Origin of the sequence: Okeania sp. SIO1H4 (genome assembly GCF_010672695.1) — a bacterium.
Taxonomy (GTDB): Bacteria; Cyanobacteriota; Cyanobacteriia; order Cyanobacteriales; family Microcoleaceae; genus Okeania; species Okeania hirsuta.
Genome location: NZ_JAAHGB010000042.1, coordinates 41,776 through 61,579, shown reverse-complemented (window position 1 = coordinate 61,579; position 19,804 = coordinate 41,776). Strand labels below are relative to the sequence as shown.

Annotated in this window: 14 protein-coding genes and 1 pseudogene; 5 read left to right on the top strand and 10 right to left on the bottom strand. The window is 36.0% G+C overall.

Annotated features, from left to right (window positions below; all coding sequences use genetic code 11):
- Positions 1 to 2,960 (top strand): HEAT repeat domain-containing protein (locus tag F6K06_RS22595; protein WP_287243277.1); only part of this gene is annotated, 2,960 nt, incomplete at its 5' end.
- A 593-nt stretch (positions 2,961 to 3,553) separates the two neighbouring features.
- On the opposite strand, the gene rlmN is transcribed toward F6K06_RS22595, so the two are convergent.
- Both rlmN and F6K06_RS34175 read right to left on the bottom strand, forming a co-directional pair.
- Positions 3,554 to 4,606 carry a 23S rRNA (adenine(2503)-C(2))-methyltransferase RlmN gene (gene rlmN / locus F6K06_RS22590; RefSeq protein ID WP_124145503.1) on the bottom strand — a complete coding sequence of 351 codons (1,053 nt, stop codon included), beginning with the start codon at positions 4,604 to 4,606 and terminating at the stop codon, positions 3,554 to 3,556.
- A 534-nt stretch (positions 4,607 to 5,140) separates the two neighbouring features.
- Positions 5,141 to 5,206: pseudogene (locus F6K06_RS34175) on the bottom strand (helix-turn-helix domain-containing protein); the annotation flags it as partial.
- Between the two features lie 111 nt (positions 5,207 to 5,317).
- Here F6K06_RS34175 and F6K06_RS22585 point away from each other — a divergent pair.
- On the top strand, positions 5,318 to 5,470 hold the full coding sequence (locus F6K06_RS22585; RefSeq protein ID WP_161564578.1) for a hypothetical protein: 153 nt from the start codon (positions 5,318 to 5,320) through the stop codon (positions 5,468 to 5,470).
- Between the two features lie 229 nt (positions 5,471 to 5,699).
- Here F6K06_RS22585 and F6K06_RS22580 read toward each other — a convergent pair whose 3' ends face one another.
- Positions 5,700 to 6,050 carry a hypothetical protein gene (locus F6K06_RS22580; protein WP_161564577.1) on the bottom strand — a complete coding sequence of 117 codons (351 nt, stop codon included), beginning with the start codon at positions 6,048 to 6,050 and terminating at the stop codon, positions 5,700 to 5,702.
- Between the two features lie 329 nt (positions 6,051 to 6,379).
- Between F6K06_RS22580 and F6K06_RS22575 the strand changes: the two genes are divergently transcribed.
- Entirely contained in the window at positions 6,380 to 7,684 is a 1,305-nt protein-coding gene (locus F6K06_RS22575; protein WP_124145502.1) for a serine hydrolase, read from the top strand.
- A gap of 83 nt (positions 7,685 to 7,767) precedes the next feature.
- Here the strand turns inward: F6K06_RS22575 and F6K06_RS22570 are convergent, their stop codons facing one another.
- Positions 7,768 to 8,061: a zinc ribbon domain-containing protein gene (locus F6K06_RS22570; RefSeq protein WP_338043200.1), complete on the bottom strand. Its 294-nt coding sequence runs from the start codon at positions 8,059 to 8,061 to the stop codon at positions 7,768 to 7,770.
- A 12-nt stretch (positions 8,062 to 8,073) separates the two neighbouring features.
- Here F6K06_RS22570 and F6K06_RS34170 point away from each other — a divergent pair, with 12 nt between their 5' ends.
- Both F6K06_RS34170 and F6K06_RS34165 read left to right on the top strand, forming a co-directional pair.
- A complete protein-coding gene (locus F6K06_RS34170; protein ID WP_338043199.1) occupies positions 8,074 to 8,277 on the top strand; it encodes a reverse transcriptase domain-containing protein in 204 nt (67 codons plus the stop codon).
- Complete coding sequence (locus F6K06_RS34165; protein ID WP_339379441.1) at positions 8,262 to 8,549, top strand: reverse transcriptase domain-containing protein; 288 nt, start codon at positions 8,262 to 8,264, stop codon at positions 8,547 to 8,549. Before F6K06_RS34170 ends, F6K06_RS34165 begins: the two co-directional genes overlap by 16 nt.
- 474 nt (positions 8,550 to 9,023) lie before the next feature.
- Here F6K06_RS34165 and F6K06_RS22560 read toward each other — a convergent pair whose 3' ends face one another.
- From F6K06_RS22560 to F6K06_RS22535, 6 genes are all read right to left on the bottom strand, one after another.
- Positions 9,024 to 9,248 carry a helix-turn-helix domain-containing protein gene (locus F6K06_RS22560; RefSeq protein ID WP_124145711.1) on the bottom strand — a complete coding sequence of 75 codons (225 nt, stop codon included), beginning with the start codon at positions 9,246 to 9,248 and terminating at the stop codon, positions 9,024 to 9,026.
- Positions 9,249 to 9,373: 125 nt separating this feature from the next.
- Positions 9,374 to 11,986: an ATP-dependent chaperone ClpB gene (gene clpB, locus F6K06_RS22555; protein ID WP_124145712.1), complete on the bottom strand. Its 2,613-nt coding sequence runs from the start codon at positions 11,984 to 11,986 to the stop codon at positions 9,374 to 9,376.
- 562 nt (positions 11,987 to 12,548) lie between these two features.
- The gene (locus F6K06_RS22550; RefSeq protein WP_287243274.1) at positions 12,549 to 14,093 is read right to left on the bottom strand and encodes an ATP-binding protein; all 1,545 of its coding nucleotides are present in this window, start codon (positions 14,091 to 14,093) and stop codon (positions 12,549 to 12,551) included.
- 1,038 nt (positions 14,094 to 15,131) lie between these two features.
- Entirely contained in the window at positions 15,132 to 15,653 is a 522-nt protein-coding gene (locus F6K06_RS22545) for a hypothetical protein (protein WP_124145714.1), read from the bottom strand.
- Between the two features lie 515 nt (positions 15,654 to 16,168).
- Positions 16,169 to 19,309 (bottom strand): DNA polymerase I, encoded by a 3,141-nt coding sequence (locus F6K06_RS22540; protein ID WP_287243272.1) that lies wholly within the window; start codon positions 19,307 to 19,309, stop codon positions 16,169 to 16,171.
- Positions 19,310 to 19,507: 198 nt separating this feature from the next.
- The gene (locus tag F6K06_RS22535; protein WP_161564931.1) at positions 19,508 to 19,657 is read right to left on the bottom strand and encodes a hypothetical protein; all 150 of its coding nucleotides are present in this window, start codon (positions 19,655 to 19,657) and stop codon (positions 19,508 to 19,510) included.
- Between the last annotated feature and the right edge of the window lie 147 nt (positions 19,658 to 19,804).

Genomic DNA, 19,804 nt, shown 5'->3' with positions numbered 1-19,804 from the left:
GGGCAATTAAGGATTCTCCAGCTATTAAAGAATTGTCGGGAAATCCTCTGTTATTAACAATGATGGCTATTCTAAATCGGAATCAAGAATTGCCGAGAGATAGAGCCGAACTTTATAATCAAGCTTCGCGGGTTTTATTACAGCAGTGGGATGTGGAAGGAAAATTAATGGATGCGAAAATTGAACAAGTTGCTATTGACTATAAAGATAAGCAGGAAATATTGCGTCGGATAGCTTTTTTTATGCAGGAAAATGAGGCAGGTTTGGCTGGTAATTTGATTCAGGAAAAAGATTTAGAAAGGATTATTAGAGAATATCTCAAAAGTGTAGAGATTAATGATGCAAGAACTGTGGCTAGGGCGTTGATGGAACAGTTGCGGAGTAGGAATTTTATTCTGTGTTTTGTTGGGGCTGAATATTATGCTTTTGTGCATAGAACTTTTTTGGAATATTTTTGTGCTTGGGAATTTGTTTGGCAGTTTAAGGAAACTCAGAATATTTCGATATATGAATTGACAAATGATATTTTTGGGAGCCATTGGCAGGATGAAAAATGGCATGAAGTCTTGCGGTTAATTGCTGGCATGATAGATACTAAATTTGTGGGAGAAATTATTAGTTATTTGATGGAGCAAGATGGGGAAGAGGAAAAGTTTGTGAATTTATTTTTGGCTGGCAAGTGTTTGTTTGAGGTGAGGAGTCGTCATAGTGTTGGTGATGTGGTATCTAGGTTATTAAATAAGTTAAAAGATTTGACTGCGTATGATCTTGATTATTTTTATGAATCTTATAGCAAGGAGGAAGACCTAGTTCGTGAAATTCGTACTCAAGCTGTAGAAGTGGTGGCTGCAACCTGGAAGGATGACCATTCAACTTATACTTGGCTCAAACAAAGGATAAAATTTGATCATAATTCAGATGTGCGAGAAGAAGCAGTGCAACAATTAGTTACTGGTTGGAAAAATGAGCCAGAAATTTTACCTATGCTCAAACAATTAGTACAGTCTGATTATGATTGGCAGGTGCGACAAGAAGCGGTTAAACAATTAGCTACTGGTTGGAAAAATGAGCCAGAAACTTTACCTATGCTCAAACAATTAGCGCATTCTGATGATCATTCAAATGTGCGACAAGAAGCGGTTAAACAATTAGCTACTGGTTGGAAAAATGAGCCAGAAACTTTACCTATGCTCAAACAATTAGTACAGTCTTATGGTGATAGTTTTGTGCGACAAGAAGCAATTCGACAATTAGCTACTGGTTGGAAAAATGAGCCAGACACTTTACCTATGCTCAAACAATTAGTACAGTCTGATGATGATCGTTTTGTGCGAGGACAAGCAATTCGACAAATAGCTACTGGTTGGAAAGATGAGCCAGAAATTTTACCTATGCTCAAACAATTAGTACAGTCTGATGATAAGTATTTGCCGCCAGAAGCGGTTAAACAATTAGCTACTGGTTGGAAAGATGAGCCAGAAATTTTACCCATACTTAAACAATTAGTACAGTCTGATTATAATTGGCAGGTGCGAGAAGAAGCAGTGCAACAATTAGTTACTGGTTGGAAAGATGAGCCAGAAATTTTACCCATGCTCAAACAATTAGTACAGTCTGATGATGATGATAGGTTTATGCGACGAGAAGCGGTGCGACAATTAGCTACTGGTTGGAAAGATGAGCCAGAAATTTTACCTATGCTCAAACAATTAGTACAGTCTGATGATAGGTTTATGCGACGAGAAGCGGTTCGACAATTAGCTACTGGTTGGAAAGATGAGCCAGAAATTTTACCCATGCTCAAACAATTAGCGCATTCTGATGATAATTCAAATGTACGAGAAGAAGCGGTTAAACAATTAGCTACTGGTTGGAAAGATGAGCCAGAAATTTTACCTATGCTCAAAAAATTAGTACAGTCTGATAACAACTGGCAGGTGCGATTTGAAATAGTACGACAAATAGTTAGAGGTTGGAAACACCACCCAGAAACTCTGCCGATGCTTCAAGAATCTGTAAAGTTAAATGTTAATTGGGATGTCCGAGCAGTAGCAGTAGAGCAAATAGCTAGGGGTTGGAAACATCATCCAGAAACTCTACCTTTGCTCAAACAATTAGCGCATTCTGATAATAATTGGCAGGTGCGGTTTGAGGCAGTACGACAAATATTTAGAGGTTGGAAGCATAACCCAGAAACTTTACCTTTGTTCAAACAATTAGTGCAGTCTGATAATGATCGTTTTGTGCGAGCAGTAGCAGTACAACGAATAGCTACTGGTTGGAAACATTACCCAGAAATTTTACCTTTGCTCACACAATGGATACAGCTCAATAGCAATTGGGATGTACGAATAGTAGCAGTACAACAAATAGTTAGAGGTTGGAAACGTCACCCAGAAATTTTACCTTTGCTCACACAATTAGTGCAGTCTGATGATGATTGGCAAGTAAAAGTTGGAGCAGTAGAACAAATAGTCATAGGTTGGAAACGTCGTCCAGAAACTTTACCTTTGCTTAAACAATTAGCACAGTCTGATGATGATTGGCAGGTACGCTCAGAAGCATTGGACCAAATAGCCAAAGGTTGGAAACGTCATCCAGAAACTTTACCTTTGCTTCACGAATGCGCTACAAATGACCCTTTTGAAAACCATCTTGATGTTGAAGAAAACCTTCGACTAGCTCTAGAGTTTGTCAGGTTTAACTTGTTGAGCAATTACGACTACAACGACTCCCTCTATGAATTTATTAGGGAGGTCGAAGACCATGACTCTTTTGAAAGTGAAAACTATAATAAACTCAGCGAATTTAACCCTCGACAAATTGCACTAAAAGCAATAGTCAAACGTTACCCAGACCATCCGCAAACCCTCCCACTATTACAAGACAGAGCAGAAAATGACCCAAACGAACAACTGCGAGAGTGGGCAAAGAAGAAATTGCAGAAATTAGAAAATTAGTCCGCGTCATTTCAGTTATCAGTTATCAGTACCTCTCTCTACCTGTTTGCGCAGTATTCCGTAGGAAAGTCAGAGGTAGGAGTGAGGGAGTGCGGAATGTGGGATATAAAATCCGGTTGAATAGTTGTCATTGCGAGCGGCAGCGTTTGCGGAGCATTCCGTCAGGAAAGCAATCTCAGGGACTTATATCATGTCCGGATAATTAGTGATAAAAAAACTTATCCCCTTTGAATCTTTCTTTTCCTTCTGCCTTCCTTCCTCCTAAGTGTAATATCATGTTCGGTTGAATAGTTATGATTAGGATATAGATGGAAGAGATACCTCAAACTCTTGAGATTGCTTCCTTCCACTCCGTTCCAGTCGCAATGACTTTATAGTTAGTGTTTATCCGAACATGATATTAGGAGATTGCTTCCTTCCACTCCGTTCCAGTCGCAATGACTTTACAGTTAGTGTTTATCCGGACATAATATAAATAGTCTTATAGCTGTACCTCACTATCCTAAAAAGTACTGTAATCATAAATTCAAAGCCTCCATCCCCGCGTCCCCGCGTCCCCGCGTCCCCGTGTCTACTCCCCACTCCCCACTCCCTTACTCCCCTACACCACTAACCCGCGACGCCCGTAATTGCCCACAAGCGGCATCAGCTTCTAAACCACGAGAATAACGAACGCTAACTGCAATATGTTTTTCTTCGAGAGCATTAACAAAAGCGTTGATATCTTCTCCTGTTGGTCTTTGATAGTCAACTTCACTAATAGGATTATAGGGAATTAAATTAACATGGCACTGAAACCCCCGTAGATTTTTAGCTAATTCTTTAGCATGATCTGGTAAATCATTAAAACCCGTTAACATCACATACTCAAAACTAATTCTTCGCTTTGTGAGGTTGACATATTCACGACAATCTGCTATCAAATCCCCTAAAGGATAAGATTTAGCACTAGGAATCAGATGTTCCCGCAATCTTTGATTAGAAGCATGAAGACTAACAGCGAGAGTCACTTGCAGTTTATGTTCGGCTAATTGACGAATGCGATCGCGAATTCCCACAGTTGAGATAGTTATATTACGTTGTCCAATACCCACATCTTGATTCAGGGACCTAACAGCAGCCAAGACATTTTTAGTATTCAGCAACGGTTCCCCCATTCCCATAAACACAATATGGCTAACTCGTCGCTCAAAATCTTCTTGCACAGTCAGCACCTGGTCGATAATTTCGTATGCTTCTAGGTTCCGCGTAAAACCTCCTTTTCCAGTAGCACAGAAATCACAAGCCATCGGACAACCCACCTGAGAAGAAACACATACAGTTAGACGTTTATGGCTAGGAATACCTACAGTTTCAATAATATTACCGTCTGATAGTTGCAGCAGATATTTAACCGTTTTGTCTGGAGCAACAGAGCGGTAATGTATGGCAGATCGACCAATGGGAAAATGCTTAATCTCCTCGCGCCATTGTTTAGAAAATACAGTGATATCTGCCAGAGACTTAGCCCCTTTTTGATATATCCATTGATATAATTGTTTGCCTCGATAAGCAGGTTGTCCTTGCTGTTGTACCCACTCTGTTAACTCAGATAAAGATAAGCCTAAGAGAGGAGTTTGGGTAGGAGTAACTAAGGATTGAGTCATTTGAGTTTAGTAATTAATTTATTTGTATAAATAAGCGGTTGAATACTTTTAGGCTTCTTCAACTATACTATAAACTATAAAAGTCGCCTAAGTAGGTAGGTCTAATTAAGGGTTAAAAATACGAACGGCGGTTTAAATCATTCAATGACTGTTGTCATATAGCAATCCTAAATAGATCGTGACAAATCAAAAAGTAAATAAAAACACTGAAACTCTTACCTATTCCCTGTTCCCAGTTAAGTGTTCCCAGTTAAGTGTTCCCAGTTCCCTAAAAAGCAGTAAGATTTTTGACACGAATAAAATAGGATTGCAATAGGACAATAGAAAGTTTGCCATTGCACAATCAGGAATGATGAAATCCGAAAGTAGATATTTTTGGATTATTCTTTCCTAAATATATGTACAGTTTAAAATCTATTATCATTCTTTAATGTGCAACCCCGAAAGTTTTGATAACCATTCCCTATTTTCCGTCTTTTTTGGTTGAGTAATAAACAGCTTTTATAGTTCAGAATTAATCTGTTGATTCAATCCTCATTTATACTTGTTTTGACAACAAGCTAGATCATAGTTCCAAACCACACGCACACAAACAAATAGCTTTGCTCATTGGTATTTTTTTTGGTGTTGGATAAATGCGATACTTAAATCTAGCTTTGATAATTTTAATCTAAACTATAGCGTTTCTCAGACTAATGAGGTACATCCATCTTGGTTTCTATTCTATTCCATATTCTGTGTACCCTAAAACAAAGGAATTTTGGTGTTGGTGAATTAATGTATGATATTAATCTTAATTATTTAGGAGTCAGGAGTCAGGAGTCAGGAGTCAGGAGGAAAGAAAGAAAGAAGAAGAAAGAGTAGTAGAAGGAGAAAGTTTTTTGTTTGCGCTCTTATTCGGACAAGATATCATACCTCTTTTCACCAACGCCGGAATTTTGTACCTCACACTTCTTGGGAAATGTTATATACAGTTATTATAGTATATTTATCAAATAAAAACAAGTTAAAAAGTAGTCCTATCAGGGCGAGGCTTCAAACCCAATTTTTCGGTGAATAATCATGAATCAGAATAATCTTTTCTGAGTTTCTGTCATCTGTAGCAAGTTGCCCATTTTAAAAATTTCCTCCATGCTTTTAGCGATATTTTTTTTAATGTATTAGCTGTTAGCTGTAAAACAACATTATCAACAGAAGAAAAAGTATCTTTCGCACCATCAGAAACTCCTCTATCCTGATCGGATAAATTTAATGGAGTAAGATGAGATTGTTGAGACCCAAATTTCCCAACGTCGTATGATTGCCCTGGAACCCAATCAACCCAGATATCGGATTTTAATAGTGTCGGAAAATCGGAAATTGAGCCAATCAAGGGTGGTATGTGAAAATGCGAATCAAGGGTATCAAACGTTATTGAGTTGTCAGTCAGATTTACCGTAATCACAATTATGATTTTGATGACAAATTAATGCTAACAGCAACTGGATGGCTGGAACTTATACCTAATAGCAGCATAAATAATTAAATTACTAAGCAAATATATCAAATTTTCATTTTAATTTTTTCCTAACCTAAGTTATTTCCCAACAACTCTATTATCTCTTTTCTGCTGCTTACTTTGTTAAAAGATTAATAGGAGTTGACAAAACCACTAAAATATAATAAAAAAGACTATATATTTGTATTCAGTTAGACAAGTTGATACAGTAAAGATTAAAAGATTGTATTTTTATTGGTCAGCAGAAAATTATTTATTTGTGTGGGGCAAATTCAATGCACGGAAGACTAAAAATCAGATATATTCTGACTAGCACTTTAACAACAATAGCTAGTATTACTATAATTTCAATTGGGAGTATAGAGATTTCCTGGGCAGAAGAATCTTATACTCAGTCTTTACAAGAACTCTATGAGCTGCGCGATCGCACAGTTGCGAAATTAGAATCTCTACCTACTCCCAGAAAGCCATTATTCTTTTCTGATCAGAATAACAGTGTATTAGAAAAGCAACAAAACTTACTACAAAAATTACAAGAAATTGAAGTTCAAATATTAATTGAACAACGAGCAAATGATAACTGGAATCAAGCATTAGCCCTTGGCAATCAAGCATCAGAAGTAGGAGGAACGCCAAATGCAACTGTCAAAACTAGAGAAACAGAAAAACACCTCTGGCAACAAGCTATTTATAATTTAGAAGCAATTCCCACCGATTCATTTATAGCAAAAAAAACTACTAAAAAGATCGAGGAATACAAGCGTAGTCTAGATGATTCTTCTTATCAATTAAATCTAACCAAATCAAACTTTTTAGAGAAAATTCGTAAAGATAGTGGTCTATCTAGCAGAGCAACGATCGCTATTTGTAACCTCCGGCGAGAATGTTTAGACCTAAACGGGAATAAACCACCCGCTAGTCCTGCTAGTTTAATTAAAGTTCCAATTGCTGTAGCAACAATGCAGAAAGTATCCAAAGAAAATATCAGTTTAGATACTCCTATATATGTGAGTAGGGGAAACTTTACCGAAGATGCCTCAGAAATTAGGGCAAGAAAACCCTATCCCCTCAAAACTTTGGTTGGGCAAATGATTGACCACAGTAGCAATATTGCCACAAATCAACTTATTGATTATTTAGGACAACCTTATATTAATAAAGTTCTCAAAGACGATGGCTACAAAGTGATGAGTGTCAACTACAAACTGATGGGTAACCGGATCATGCCCAAAAATCCTGGTAAAGGTCGCAATACCCTGACTAGCAACGAACTGACAGACATGATGGTTTCAATATATAATTATGAGTATCCAAATTCTGATGTATTGATAGAAGCCTTAGCCCGTCAGAAGGATAGGTTATTGGGATATGCTGCCCTAGAAGAATTGCCAGAAGTTAAGTGGCTTGGTGAAAAGACGGGAGAAAATTCTCGCGCTCTGGGTACTACTTTAGGATTAAGTATTAATGGTGAAGTGTATGTAATTACTGTAATTGATAGTCGTGGCGGACGCGATCCCCAAATTCGTACCTCTATTAATAAGGTGGCAAAATATCTAATGGATAATGATGGTTTGCTCTAGTTGACATCCTCCCTCGTTAAATCGCTCGATTATAACGAGGGATTCCCAAACCTCACGATTTAGGTTTAATGCTTAAGTGGCACTTATCTAGATTGTTTCCAACTCCCGACAGTAGGCCAACGAGCGTCAATTTGTTGAACCACGGTCTGCCCGACCGCAGTGACACCTTGATGACAAATTACTTTTGCTGCTGCCACATCACAGTTGATTTCGTAGTGACATTCACGGCATTTATTAGTACATTCAGATAGGTTTTTTTTACCTGTATATATTCCACAATTCGGACAAATTTGACTTGTATATTCTGTAGTCAACCTTGCCGAAATATACCCCTCGTTTCCAACAAACCCAAGCCAAGATGCAGAAAAGGTAGCCATCCTAACTACTTCGTGAACTTTAACCGATACAACAGGGAAAACCCTACAGTGTACATTCCAAAAGCCAACGGTAAGAAGCGGCCACTCGGAATCCCTACCATAGGAAACAGAGTGCTTCAAACAATAGTTAAACACTCATTAGAACCTGAGTGGGAAAGCCAATTTGAAGCTAACTCTTACGGTTTTAGAGTTGGTAGAAGTTGCCACGATCCATAGCTCAATGCTTTCTAAAGCTCTATCAAGGTACAGACACATGGGTTCTAGATGCTGACATCAAAGGATTCTTTGATAATGTAAGCCACGAAACCATCCTCAACTTAGTTGGAACACATCCAGCTAGGAAAACAATCAAGCAGTGGTTGAAGGCAGGATACATTGACAAAGGAATATACAACCCAACACATGAAGGAACCCCCCAAGGAGGAGTAATTAGTCCATTGCTCACCAATATAGGCTTATATCATGTCCGGTTAAACAGTGATAAATAAATAACTACGGAGTCCTCAGGAGTCAGTCCTCAGGAGTCAGGAGGAAAGAGGTAATAAAGAAGAACAACAGGAGAAGAAGGAGAAAGTTTTTTTATAACTAATTATCCGGACATGATATTACATGGATTAGAACAACTGATTAGCTCAGTCAAGCTACCCAAAAGAGGTAAGTTGGGCATAATCAGATACAAGGAACAAATTCTCCCGATGATGCCAGTCTCAAAGAATACTGGGATAACCGTAAAACAAAACAGGGCCAACAAATCTTTGCTAAAGGTTCTCAATCTTATCTCCTTGTCTTCCTTGTCTTGTCACCAGGGCAAACGCATCTTATTTTGCCGTTCCCTATATGTAGTGTTTATTTTATTTTATAGACACTATATGTTGAAAGTCTATTGTCAACAAGCGCAATAAAACCCGGTTTATTGATAATTACCCCTAGTTTATTGACGAGATGCGTTTGCCCTGGTCTTGTCACAACCAGGATGACAAGTTCTTCATCCAAGGATATAAAGGCTTTGTGTGGTTAGTAAAAACCTCTCTGAGCCTACGAATATTTGGTTTGTAACCATCTTGATAAGCAGCATTCCATAAACTTAAACCCCAGTTATAACACCATCTTGAATAACCTGCGTGTTGAGCTAAGAGGGTTTTCTGCTGATTATTTAGTTTGAGCTTTGTACGAATTGACTTGTACATATTTTTAGCTCTTTTTTGAGTTGACGACTGTATTTTCAATGGCCAGAGATAACTATCGTATTATACTGCTTTATAACGTTAGTTGTCAACTAAGTCAAAGCTCTCCCCCCTCTCCCCACACTCTTCTATTTAGCTGTCACCAACTCCAATGGCAACCGTTGAAATGAAAGTCGCTCATTTTCAACATCCACAAAAATAGTGTCACCATCATTAAATTCACTACGCAAAATACCCTTAGCAATTTGCGTTTCTAACTCTCGCTGAATTGCCCGCTTTAATGGACGAGCACCATATACAGGGTCATAGCCAACTTCTGCTAAAAAGTCAACAGCAGCATCAGCAAGCTTCAGTGAAATTTTTCGTTCAGCTAACCGTTTCTCTAGACGCACAATTTGTAATTGCACAATTTTCCGCAGCTGCTCTTTCTGCAACCCTTGAAAAATAATAGTTTCATCAATACGGTTGAGAAACTCTGGACGGAAAGCAGCACGCAACGCTTCCATGACTCGACTCTGTACTTGCTCATGATCGTCAGTGACATCTAAAATATACTGAGAACCAATATTACTCGTCATAATAATTACGCTATTCTTAAAGTCAACTGTGTGACCTTGAGAATCAGTCACTCGCCCATCATCTAATATTTGCAGCATAATATTAAACACATCTGGGTGTGCCTTTTCAATTTCATCAAACAAAATAACTGTATATGGACGACGACGAATAACTTCAGTTAATTGACCCCCTTCATCATAGCCAACATATCCAGGAGGTGCCCCTATTAAACGAGAAACAGAATGTTTTTCCATATACTCAGACATATCAATGCGTACCATCGCATCTGCAGTGTCAAATAAATATGCTGCCAATGCTTTTCCTAATTCTGTTTTACCAACACCAGTAGGACCGAGGAAAATAAAACTCGCCACTGGACGGTTGGGATCTGCTAAACCTGCACGTGATCGCTGAATAGCATCAGCAACAGCAGTTACTGCCTCATCCTGACCAATAACTCGCTGATGTAATTCTTCTTCGAGGTGTAGCAGCTTCTCTTTTTCTGACTCCACCAACTTACTGATGGGAATACCAGTCCACTTAGAAATAATTTCAGCAATATCTGCTTCTGTCACCTCTTCCCGCAACAAAGTTTGACCACTGGTTTGAGTTGCTTCGAGTTTAGTTTCTGCTTCTTCTACTTGTTTTTGTAGATTAATCAGATTACCGTATTTCAACTCAGCAGCACGGTTGAGGTCATAATTTCGCTCTGCTTGCTGAATCTCAATATTGACTTTATCCATCTCTTCCTTGAGGGTCTGAATTTTACCAATGATGCCTTTTTCTGATTCCCACTGAGCATTTAGGGTGCGTTGCCCTTCTTTCAAGTTTGCTAAATCTTTTTCTAGTCTCTCTAACCTTTCTTTGGAAGCAGCATCACTTTCTTTTTGCAGTGATAACTTCTCCATTTCTAGTTGCAGGATCTTGCGGTCAATTTCGTCAAGTTCTTCTGGTTTGGAGGTAATTTCCATTTTCAGTTTAGCCGCAGCTTCGTCTACAAGATCTATCGCTTTGTCTGGTAGAAAGCGATCGCTAATATAGCGAGTGGACAGAGTAGCAGCAGCGACGAGGGAACTATCGGAGATTTTCACGCCGTGATGTACTTCATAACGTTCCTTGAGACCCCGTAAAATTGAGATGGTATCTCCTACACTGGGTTGATCGACATAAACTTGTTGGAAACGACGTTCTAAGGCAGCATCTTTTTCAATATATTTACGATACTCATCGAGAGTTGTTGCTCCAATACAGCGGAGTTCGCCTCTAGCTAACATTGGTTTGAGGAGATTGCCTGCATCCATAGCACCTTGGGTTGCCCCTGCTCCAACAACTGTGTGAATCTCATCTATAAATAAGATAACTTTACCGTCTGAGTCTGTGACTTCTTTGAGAACAGCTTTCAGACGCTCTTCAAATTCGCCTCTAAATTTAGCACCAGCAATTAAAGCACCCATGTCTAGGGCAATGAGTTGACGTTCTTTCAGAGACTGTGGAACATCTCCAGCAATAATACGTTGGGCGAGACCTTCGGCGATCGCTGTTTTGCCGACTCCAGGTTCACCTATTAATACTGGGTTGTTTTTGGTGCGACGACTGAGTATTTGAATAGTGCGTCGAATTTCATCATCGCGTCCAATAACAGGGTCGAGTTTACCTTCGCGAGCAAATTCTGTCAGGTCGCGACCATATTTTTCCAGAGCTTCGTATTTACCTTCTGGGTTTTTGTCTGTTACTTTTTGGTTGCCTCTAACTTGGGAAATAGTTTCTTTAAGTTTGGCTTCATCTAGTTTAAATTCTTGATAGAGATTTTTACCAAAGCGATTGTCTTTGAGATAAGCAAGCATGAAATGTTCGACGGAGATATATTCGTCTCCATATTCTTGACGATATTTTTCGGCATTGTCTGATAAGGAGTCTAGACTACGACCTAAGTAGATATTGTTGGGTGTATTTTTAACTTTGGGTTGACGACTAACAAATGTATCTGTGTATTCTTGTACTCTAGAAGTTGAGATTCCTGCTTTGTTAAATAGACTGGTTGCGAGTCCATTTTGTTCTAACAAAGCTTTCATTAAGTGTTCGGTTTCGATTTGTTGTTGTTGAGAGGTTTTAGCGATGTCAGGGGTACGGGATATAGCTTCCCAAGTTTTTTCTGTAAATTGGTTAGGATTATTTAGTTGCATATTTTTTTGTTTTTCTTTAGTCTGTTTTTCTTTAATTTTAACTGGCTTTGTTGCAGAATTTTTAGTAGAAAAAACCGTTTTTTATTATAGGGTATTCACCCTTGGGTGTTACTTTAATGAAATTTAACTAATTTTTTTTATCCTAGAGTATTTAAATTTAATACCGTACTCTTTCTGGAAAACAAACAGTGACTTAACAATCTTTTTATGAGGTACTTTGCTATATCAACCTTTGCTCTCATTATTTTATATATAGTCATTTCAGTTGAGATTGAGAAAGGTATTTCTTGCATTGAAAAACTCGCGTTGCATAGTGACGAATGATTTTAGATTTTTGATGAACAGGATTTTGGATTAATCAATTGCTAGAATGATTGATATTAGGTTTTTTTTAGTCAAAGTCTAAACTAATTTTTGGCAATATCATTCCATAATGTGCAACCCCAAAATTTTAGTAGAAAAAACCGTTTTTTATTATAGGGTATTCAACCTTGAGTATTACTTTGATTAAACTTAACTGTTTGTATTTCATCCTAGAATATTTACCAAAGTCAAATACCAATCAGATCATTACTTTTTCTGGAAACCAAACAGTAAATGTAGAACCTTCCTCTGATTTACTTTTAACGTAAATTCTTGCCCCCATCCTTTCACATAAACGTTGACATATTGCCAACCCTAAACCAGTACCACCATACCGACGAGTTGTAGAAGCATCTGCTTGAGTAAAAGGTTGAAATATATGCTTTAACTGGTCTTCTGTCATACCAATACCAGTATCGATCACCCGAAAAACTATGTAACCATTTGAACTATTAAAGGACTGTAAATTTTGATTTTGATAATTTTTCAACTTCTTATTATTTACTCTTTCCACACTCAGAGTAATCAAACCATCTTCTGTAAATTTAGCTGCATTACCCAATAAATTTATCAGTACTTGTCTCACTTTTGGCATATCCGCATACATTGTACCTAAATTTTCTCCTAAAAGTAATTTGAAGGTATTACGGTTTTTTTCTGTGAGATTTTTCGCTGTACCAACTACATCTTGAACTAACTTTTCAACTTCAATACTTTCTAAATAAAGTGTTACTTGACCTGCTTCAATTTTGGAAATGTCTAAGATATCACTAATCATTTCTAGAAGGTGTTTACCTGCAATCCTAATTCTATCTAGATCCTGCATAAAATCTTGATATCCTGCGTCTTCAGCTTCCTCATAAAGAATTTCACTATATCCAATAATAGCATTTAAAGGTGTACGAAGTTCATGGCTCATAGTAGCTAAAAAAGCACTTTTAGAACGGTTTGCTGCTTCTGCTTTCAGTTTAGCTTCCTGGAGTTGTTCTGTGTATTTTGCCACCTTATCAATTAATTCATTTAGAGATAAGGTTAATTGTCCTATTTCATCTTTTGTAGTGACAGTAAGTTGGAGTTCAAAGTTAGCTTCTTCTGTCACTTGTTGGGCAACTTTGATTATATCTTTGAGGGGAGTTACAATGGATCTGCTGGTATAGATAGCCATCATTACTGCAATAATTATCGATAGCAGTAGGCTACCTATTAATATTTTAATTCCTAATGCTTCTGTTTTTTGATAATCTCTAAATCCTTGTTCTACTCTCTGATTAAATAGTGTAGTTAAATTCTCTGAATCTTGCGATAATTTTTCTAGTTTTATTGCTACTTCACTATTATTAATTTTACTAAGTGATGCTGATGACAAACTCTCTACTTCTATTGTTGTTTTAGGAGGAATCTGTTTAATTTCTTGAACTAAATTTTCCAATCCTTGAAGATATACTGTCAAAGGATTCAGATAACTCTGAATAAATTCTTGAAGCGGAATATAATATTTTTTCTCTATACTTTCATCTCCGGTTTCTGGTATTAATTGAAGTTGTTTAAAAATAGTATTAATCTCATAAATACTTGATAATTCTTGGGATATTTTTGCTTCTAAAACTTTCCGGTCATTAAGGGATTTTGGCCGCTCTTTTTGAATTATGTTGATCTTCAATGCTTTTGTTGTGAGTTTTGTAAGCAAATCTACTTGTTCTTGAGCTTCCTCTATTTGTCCTCTAATTTGATGTTTATTATTCAACTCAAATATCCGCCCTGTAAGTATTCCTAAAGTCGCAATGCTTATTGGTAATATATAGCCAAAACATATTTTTTTTCTGATTCCTATGTTACTAGACAGATTTTTTGATCCGGTTTTCTCTCGGATCATAGACTGTTTTTTTGATGTAGAAGTTAAAGACATCTCTACTGGTATTCCTTGGCCATAATCATATAGTATATTTTATTTTAATCTAATATTCATAACGGCCTTGTTAGTCAAAATTATTTCATTACTTCCGAGGATTAATTATGTACAGTGAAGTTTTTCCTAGATACCATAATATATTTTTTTTGGCAATACTACTAATACTTTAATTGATCGGGATTAGTATAAATTCTTTATCCTTAGATTACTACTGAGCATAGGATTAGAATATTGGTAACTACATCTAAAATATTATTTTCTTTTAATTTTATTTTTTCAGCAGTTCCTAAGCGTTAAGTCAATATTATACTAATTCCAGTCGATCAAACAGATTTATAATTTTTTTCTGTTTTCTAATCTGATGAGTAATATCATGTCCGGATAATTAGTGATCAAAAAAACTTTCTCCTCTTTACTTCTTTTTTCTTCTTTCTTCTCTGCTGACTCCTGTAAGTCGCCAATCCGACAGATCCCCTACCTGAGGACTCCGTTGTTTATTTATAAGTATTCAACCGGACATGATATAACCTATCCAAACCAGATGTAGTATTAATACTAGTTTTTTTGTTTAAATCAGATGATCAATAGAGATTAAGTCCAATCCCCATTCAATAAAAATTTTTTTGACAGTAAAATTTTAGTTAGATTAACTATCCAGGCTTATTTCTCACATATTTCTATACAATTTAACAAATAAAGCTTGTTTCTAATTTTGTTTAACAACTTGTATTTCACTTTGAGAAATATTATTGCATTTTTCACTGTCTGAGTATTGGTCAAACAAAAAACATTAACTGTTCGTATAACTATATTATTTTTCAAAATTTTTCTGAGAATATTAACTTAACTGAATTACCTGTACTAATTTATTGCTTATTCTTGGCACAACTTAAATAGATATAACTCATCTGGCAGCTCAGAGGCCACATCTAAATCAACACTTTTAGGAACAAATAAAACCATACCAAATTCACATTTTTCAGTTGAACATTTGTCTGGTCGTGCAGTAATCCGATAATTACTGTTTTCCGTGGGAGTAAAAGAGATTACTGGTATTCCATCCTGTTTTTTATCATTCGCTATTTTCTCACCCTTTTGATTTTTAAGGGTTAAATTTAAGTCATTACAATTATCATCACATACCCCTAAAATACTGTAGGAGGTATTAGAAGATAATTTGGCTGTAAAAGGAACTTCTACTCTTTCTTTCACTTTTCCAATTAGTGGCCAGAAAACCAGTTTTTTGCCAGCTCTTTCTTGTTGTTCTACTGTCTCTTTAAGTTTACATATTACTTGTTCTTGTTCAACACTAAGTTCAACACTGGCAGCAGTTGCAACAATTGCACTGCCTAATACCAAACTAACTCCACCTAAAACTAATTTTTTGGTATCCATTAGATTTACTCAAATAAAGATTCTTAGTAAACTACAGTCAGGAGTTTAACATATCTCTTGCACAATAAAAACTTTTTATAGGGAACAGGGAACAGGGAACAGGGAGGAATAATTGATAATTTAGGGAGTAGGGAGTAGGGAGTAGGGAGTAGGGAACAGAGAGAAATAATTGATAATTTAGCGATAATAATTGATTTTATTTTTGATTTTTTTGGAGATACCTATTCCTTTTACAAAGAGTCTCTTAGGTAGCACTTCAATTATTAATTAATTAACACAAACAGGATCGTCTTTTTGATAATTAGCACCCTAGAAGGGTATTAATTATGATTATGTTTATTTCTCTTTACGGACATTGCATGCAACTCCCTACTCCCCTACTAAAAAAAAGGCGTTGCTGAAATGTTAATCTAAAAATCATTATCAATCAGCATCGCCCAAGAAAATTATGTAAAGCCATTGTTTATTTCTCCCCTACTTCCCTACTCCCCTACTCTTCCACTCCCCTACTGGTATTATTTGGTCTCCATCCAATTTTTTCCTGCATGAATATCTACTATGAGTGGTACTTTTAAATCTATGGCATTTTCCATTGTAGATTTAATTACCTGCTCCAATTCTTCCCACTCTAATGATGGAACTTCAAATACTAATTCATCATGGACTTGTAATAATAATTTTGCCTGATAATTTGCCAATATTTTATGGAATTTTATCATGGCAATTTTAATAATATCTGCACTTGAACCTTGAATAGGCGAGTTAGCTGCTGCCCTTAAAAGTTGAGCATCATTTTGACTTAAACGTTTAAATTCATCTAGGTTAATTTCTTCTGGTTCCGTACCTTTTAAATCTCGGATAGTTTTAGATTCAAATTCAAAATAACGCCGACGACCTAATATTGTTTCTACATAACCTTGAGCGATCGCTTCTTTTTTTAACTTCCCTAAATACTCAAATACTTGAGAATATTTTTGTTTATATCTGTCTAAAAATTGTTTACTTTCTTTGACACTTATTCCGAAAGACCTTGCTAATTTTTGTGCCCCCATGCCATAAATTACGCCAAAGTTTATTGTCTTACCGACACGACGTTCATCTGATGTAATTTCTGCTTTTTCAAATAATAGTTTGGCTGTGACTGTATGTACATCTTGATTATTTTGATAAGCTTCTATTAATACTGGTTCTTGACTCAAGTGAGCTAATATTCTTAATTCAATTTGTGAATAATCTGCGGCGACTAATAACCAATCTTTTTTGGGGATAAATGCCTGACGAATTTGCCTAGAAAATTCTGTACCAATGGGAATATTTTGTAAGTTTGGTTCGGAGGAAGATAAACGTCCTGTATCTGTTTGAGTTTGATTAAAATTTGTATGAACTCTCTGAGTATCTGTACGAACTAATTTTGGTATGGCTTCGACATAGGTAGAAAAGAGTTTATATAAGGTTCGGTGATTTAATATTTCATCAATGATGAGATGATGTTGACTTTCTTCTTGTAATTTTTCTAAGACAACTACATCTGTAGAGTAACCAGTCTTAATTTTCCGAGATTTTTTCTGATTTTGATTTAGTATATTAAATAGTAGTTCGCTTAATTGAGATGGTGAGTTAAGGTTTAAAAAATCACTTGTTTCTGCTCGATTGATTTGGCTTTCAATTATTTCTGATTTCTGTCTTTGCTCTTTTGATAATTTGGTAATATATGCTTTTAGTATGGGGCTAGATATTGCTTTTTTTAATTCTTGTTGATTAGTGAATGAGTCAGTCTCTATATTTTGAATTTCTGTTATGAGATATTCCTGTAAAATTCGATTATCTACAGTTTCAAAAGCTCTTTTTTCAATTACTTCTAAATCTTTTTTCAGTTGGACTGAGAATTTCTTGAGATATTCAATATCAATCTTAATTCCCAGATATTCCATTTCTGCTAAAACGGATTCTAATGGTTGTTCTACATCTACTAATAATTTGTACAAAGATTTCTCAGGAGGTTTATTTTCATCAGCTTTTTCTAATTCTGTTCTTAATTTTTCTACTAACTGAAATGTTACAAAAACTTGAGTTCCACAATAGTGAGTAACTTTGAGAATATCTAAGTCAGCAATAGTTTGATTTTTCGAGACTACATCATCATAACTTTTTAAATTTATTCCAGCAGTTCTCAGATGTCTAATATATATTTCTTCCAGACTATGTTTTGCTCCAGGATTTAATACATAACTTGCCAACATTGTGTCAAAAACAACTCCAGCTAATTTAATTCCTTGACAGCGAAAAACTAATCTATCAAATTTGGCATTTTGAAATACTTTCGGATAATCAGAACCTTCTAAAATTGGTTTTAAAGCCTCTAATACTTTTCCTTTATCTAGATTTTTTCCTACTTTATGTCCGGTGGGAATATAAGCAATATCTTCTATATTTTTTCCCCAACAACAACCAATACCAACTAACTCTGCATCTCGTGGTTCTAAAGATGTAGTTTCCGTATCCCATGCTACGGGAGTCTCATGATTTTTCTGTTCTTTTAAAATATTTACTAACTGATTTAACTTTTCTGGAGTATCAATAATTTGAGGTTTTATTTCTGATTTTATTGTTATTTGTTGTTGAGCTGCCTTTGTATCTTCTGTACTAAAAAACCAATCATCATTCTCTTCCTCAACCAAAATATTGTCTGATTTTTCTTCTTGTTTATTTTCCGACTCTTCTGGCAAAACTTGAATTCCCGCCAACCCACTAAACTGTTGTTCTAAATAAGGGATTTGATTTAAGAAATGTTGTAATTCAAACTTTTGCAAAATAGGCTCAATTTCTGAGCGAGAGATTTTTTTGAGCTGCAAATCTTCCATCTCAATATCTATTGGAACATTTACTTCAATTCTTGCCATAAACTGAGAATGCTCTGCCTCAACTTTTCCCTCTTCAAGTTTTTTCTGATTTGCTCCTTTAATTTTATTCAGAGAACTATAAATTTCCGCTAAAGAACCATATTCATTCAACAACTTAACTGCCGTTTTTTTCCCAATACCCCTAACACCAGAAATATTATCAGAAGCATCTCCACAAAGAGCTTTATAATCAACAACTTGAGTCGGTAAAATACCCAATTTTTCCTTAACTTCTTCAGGACCAAACTCTTGAGGAGTGCTACCTTTACCTGCTGCTAAATGTAAAACACTAATACCTTTTTCCACATCTATTAATTGAAATAAATCTTGGTCGCCCGAAAGAATTTTTACCCGAAAACCAGCAGTACTAGCTTTTTGCGCTAAAGCTCCTAATACATCATCCGCTTCATAACCAGCAGCAGTAATTATAGGTATATTAAAAGCACCTAAAATCTCTTGCAAATTTTCCACATCAACAATTAAATCTTCAGGCGCTTCTGCTCGATCTGCTTTATAGTTTTTGTCAGCTTCGTGGCGAAACGTAGGTTTTCCTAAATCAAAAGCGATCGCTAAATATTCTGGTTTTTGAGTCTCCATAACTTCCAACAAAGACTTCAGAAAACCAAAACAAACACTGGTGGGAATGCCTGTAGAAGTTTTTAAGCCCCCACTACGACTTTTGCCAAAAGCATAGTAGGAACGAAAGGCGAGAGAATGGCCGTCAATCAAAACGGCAGTGGGAAAGTTTGCAGACATTTGATATTGATATTTTGAGATATCTCTTTATTTTAGCGGGTAGTTTATACTAGCTAATAAGATAAATCTAAATTACGTTGTTTTAATGCTTTTATTGTTAAAAATTTATTTCTAGAAGTTTTAACCAATTATTTGACCCCTTATTTTTTTTCTTAAGCCTTCTTTGCAGCAATTGTCGGGGCGAATGCCCATTTGCCCCTACCGCAGTTTACTTAATAAAAACTTAGGAGATTTGATTAACTTTCCAGTTGAAGTAGCTACAAAAATCTGTATATCTGCGTCTATTCCTAACCACTTTTTGCCTACTGGATTCTCTGATACTAACTCTGATGAAGTAAAACTAATCATCAAATAATAACCACTAACTGTTTTGACTATCCTAGCTTGTTTAGCTTGAAAAAAATCTGGATATGGCCTACTTTGTTTAATCTTACATCCAACCTACCTGAGGCAGTTTAACTCTATATATTGCCTAAGCAATTTTTCAGCATTGCT

Bases quoted from the DNA above. Each gene is read 5' to 3' on its own strand.
- F6K06_RS22570 (WP_338043200.1), bottom strand. From the start codon at position 8,061: ATGGCTACCTTTTCTGCATCTTGGCTTGGGTTTGTTGGAAACGAGGGG.
- F6K06_RS22535 (WP_161564931.1), bottom strand. From the start codon at position 19,657: ATGATTAGTTTTACTTCATCAGAGTTAGTATCAGAGAATCCAGTAGGC.
- F6K06_RS22540 (WP_287243272.1), bottom strand. From the start codon at position 19,309: ATGTCTGCAAACTTTCCCACTGCCGTTTTGATTGACGGCCATTCTCTC.
- F6K06_RS22545 (WP_124145714.1), bottom strand. From the start codon at position 15,653: ATGGATACCAAAAAATTAGTTTTAGGTGGAGTTAGTTTGGTATTAGGC.
- rlmN (WP_124145503.1), bottom strand. From the start codon at position 4,606: ATGACTCAATCCTTAGTTACTCCTACCCAAACTCCTCTCTTAGGCTTA.
- F6K06_RS22575 (WP_124145502.1), top strand. From the start codon at position 6,380: ATGCACGGAAGACTAAAAATCAGATATATTCTGACTAGCACTTTAACA.
- F6K06_RS22560 (WP_124145711.1), bottom strand. From the start codon at position 9,248: ATGTACAAGTCAATTCGTACAAAGCTCAAACTAAATAATCAGCAGAAA.
- clpB (WP_124145712.1), bottom strand. From the start codon at position 11,986: ATGCAACTAAATAATCCTAACCAATTTACAGAAAAAACTTGGGAAGCT.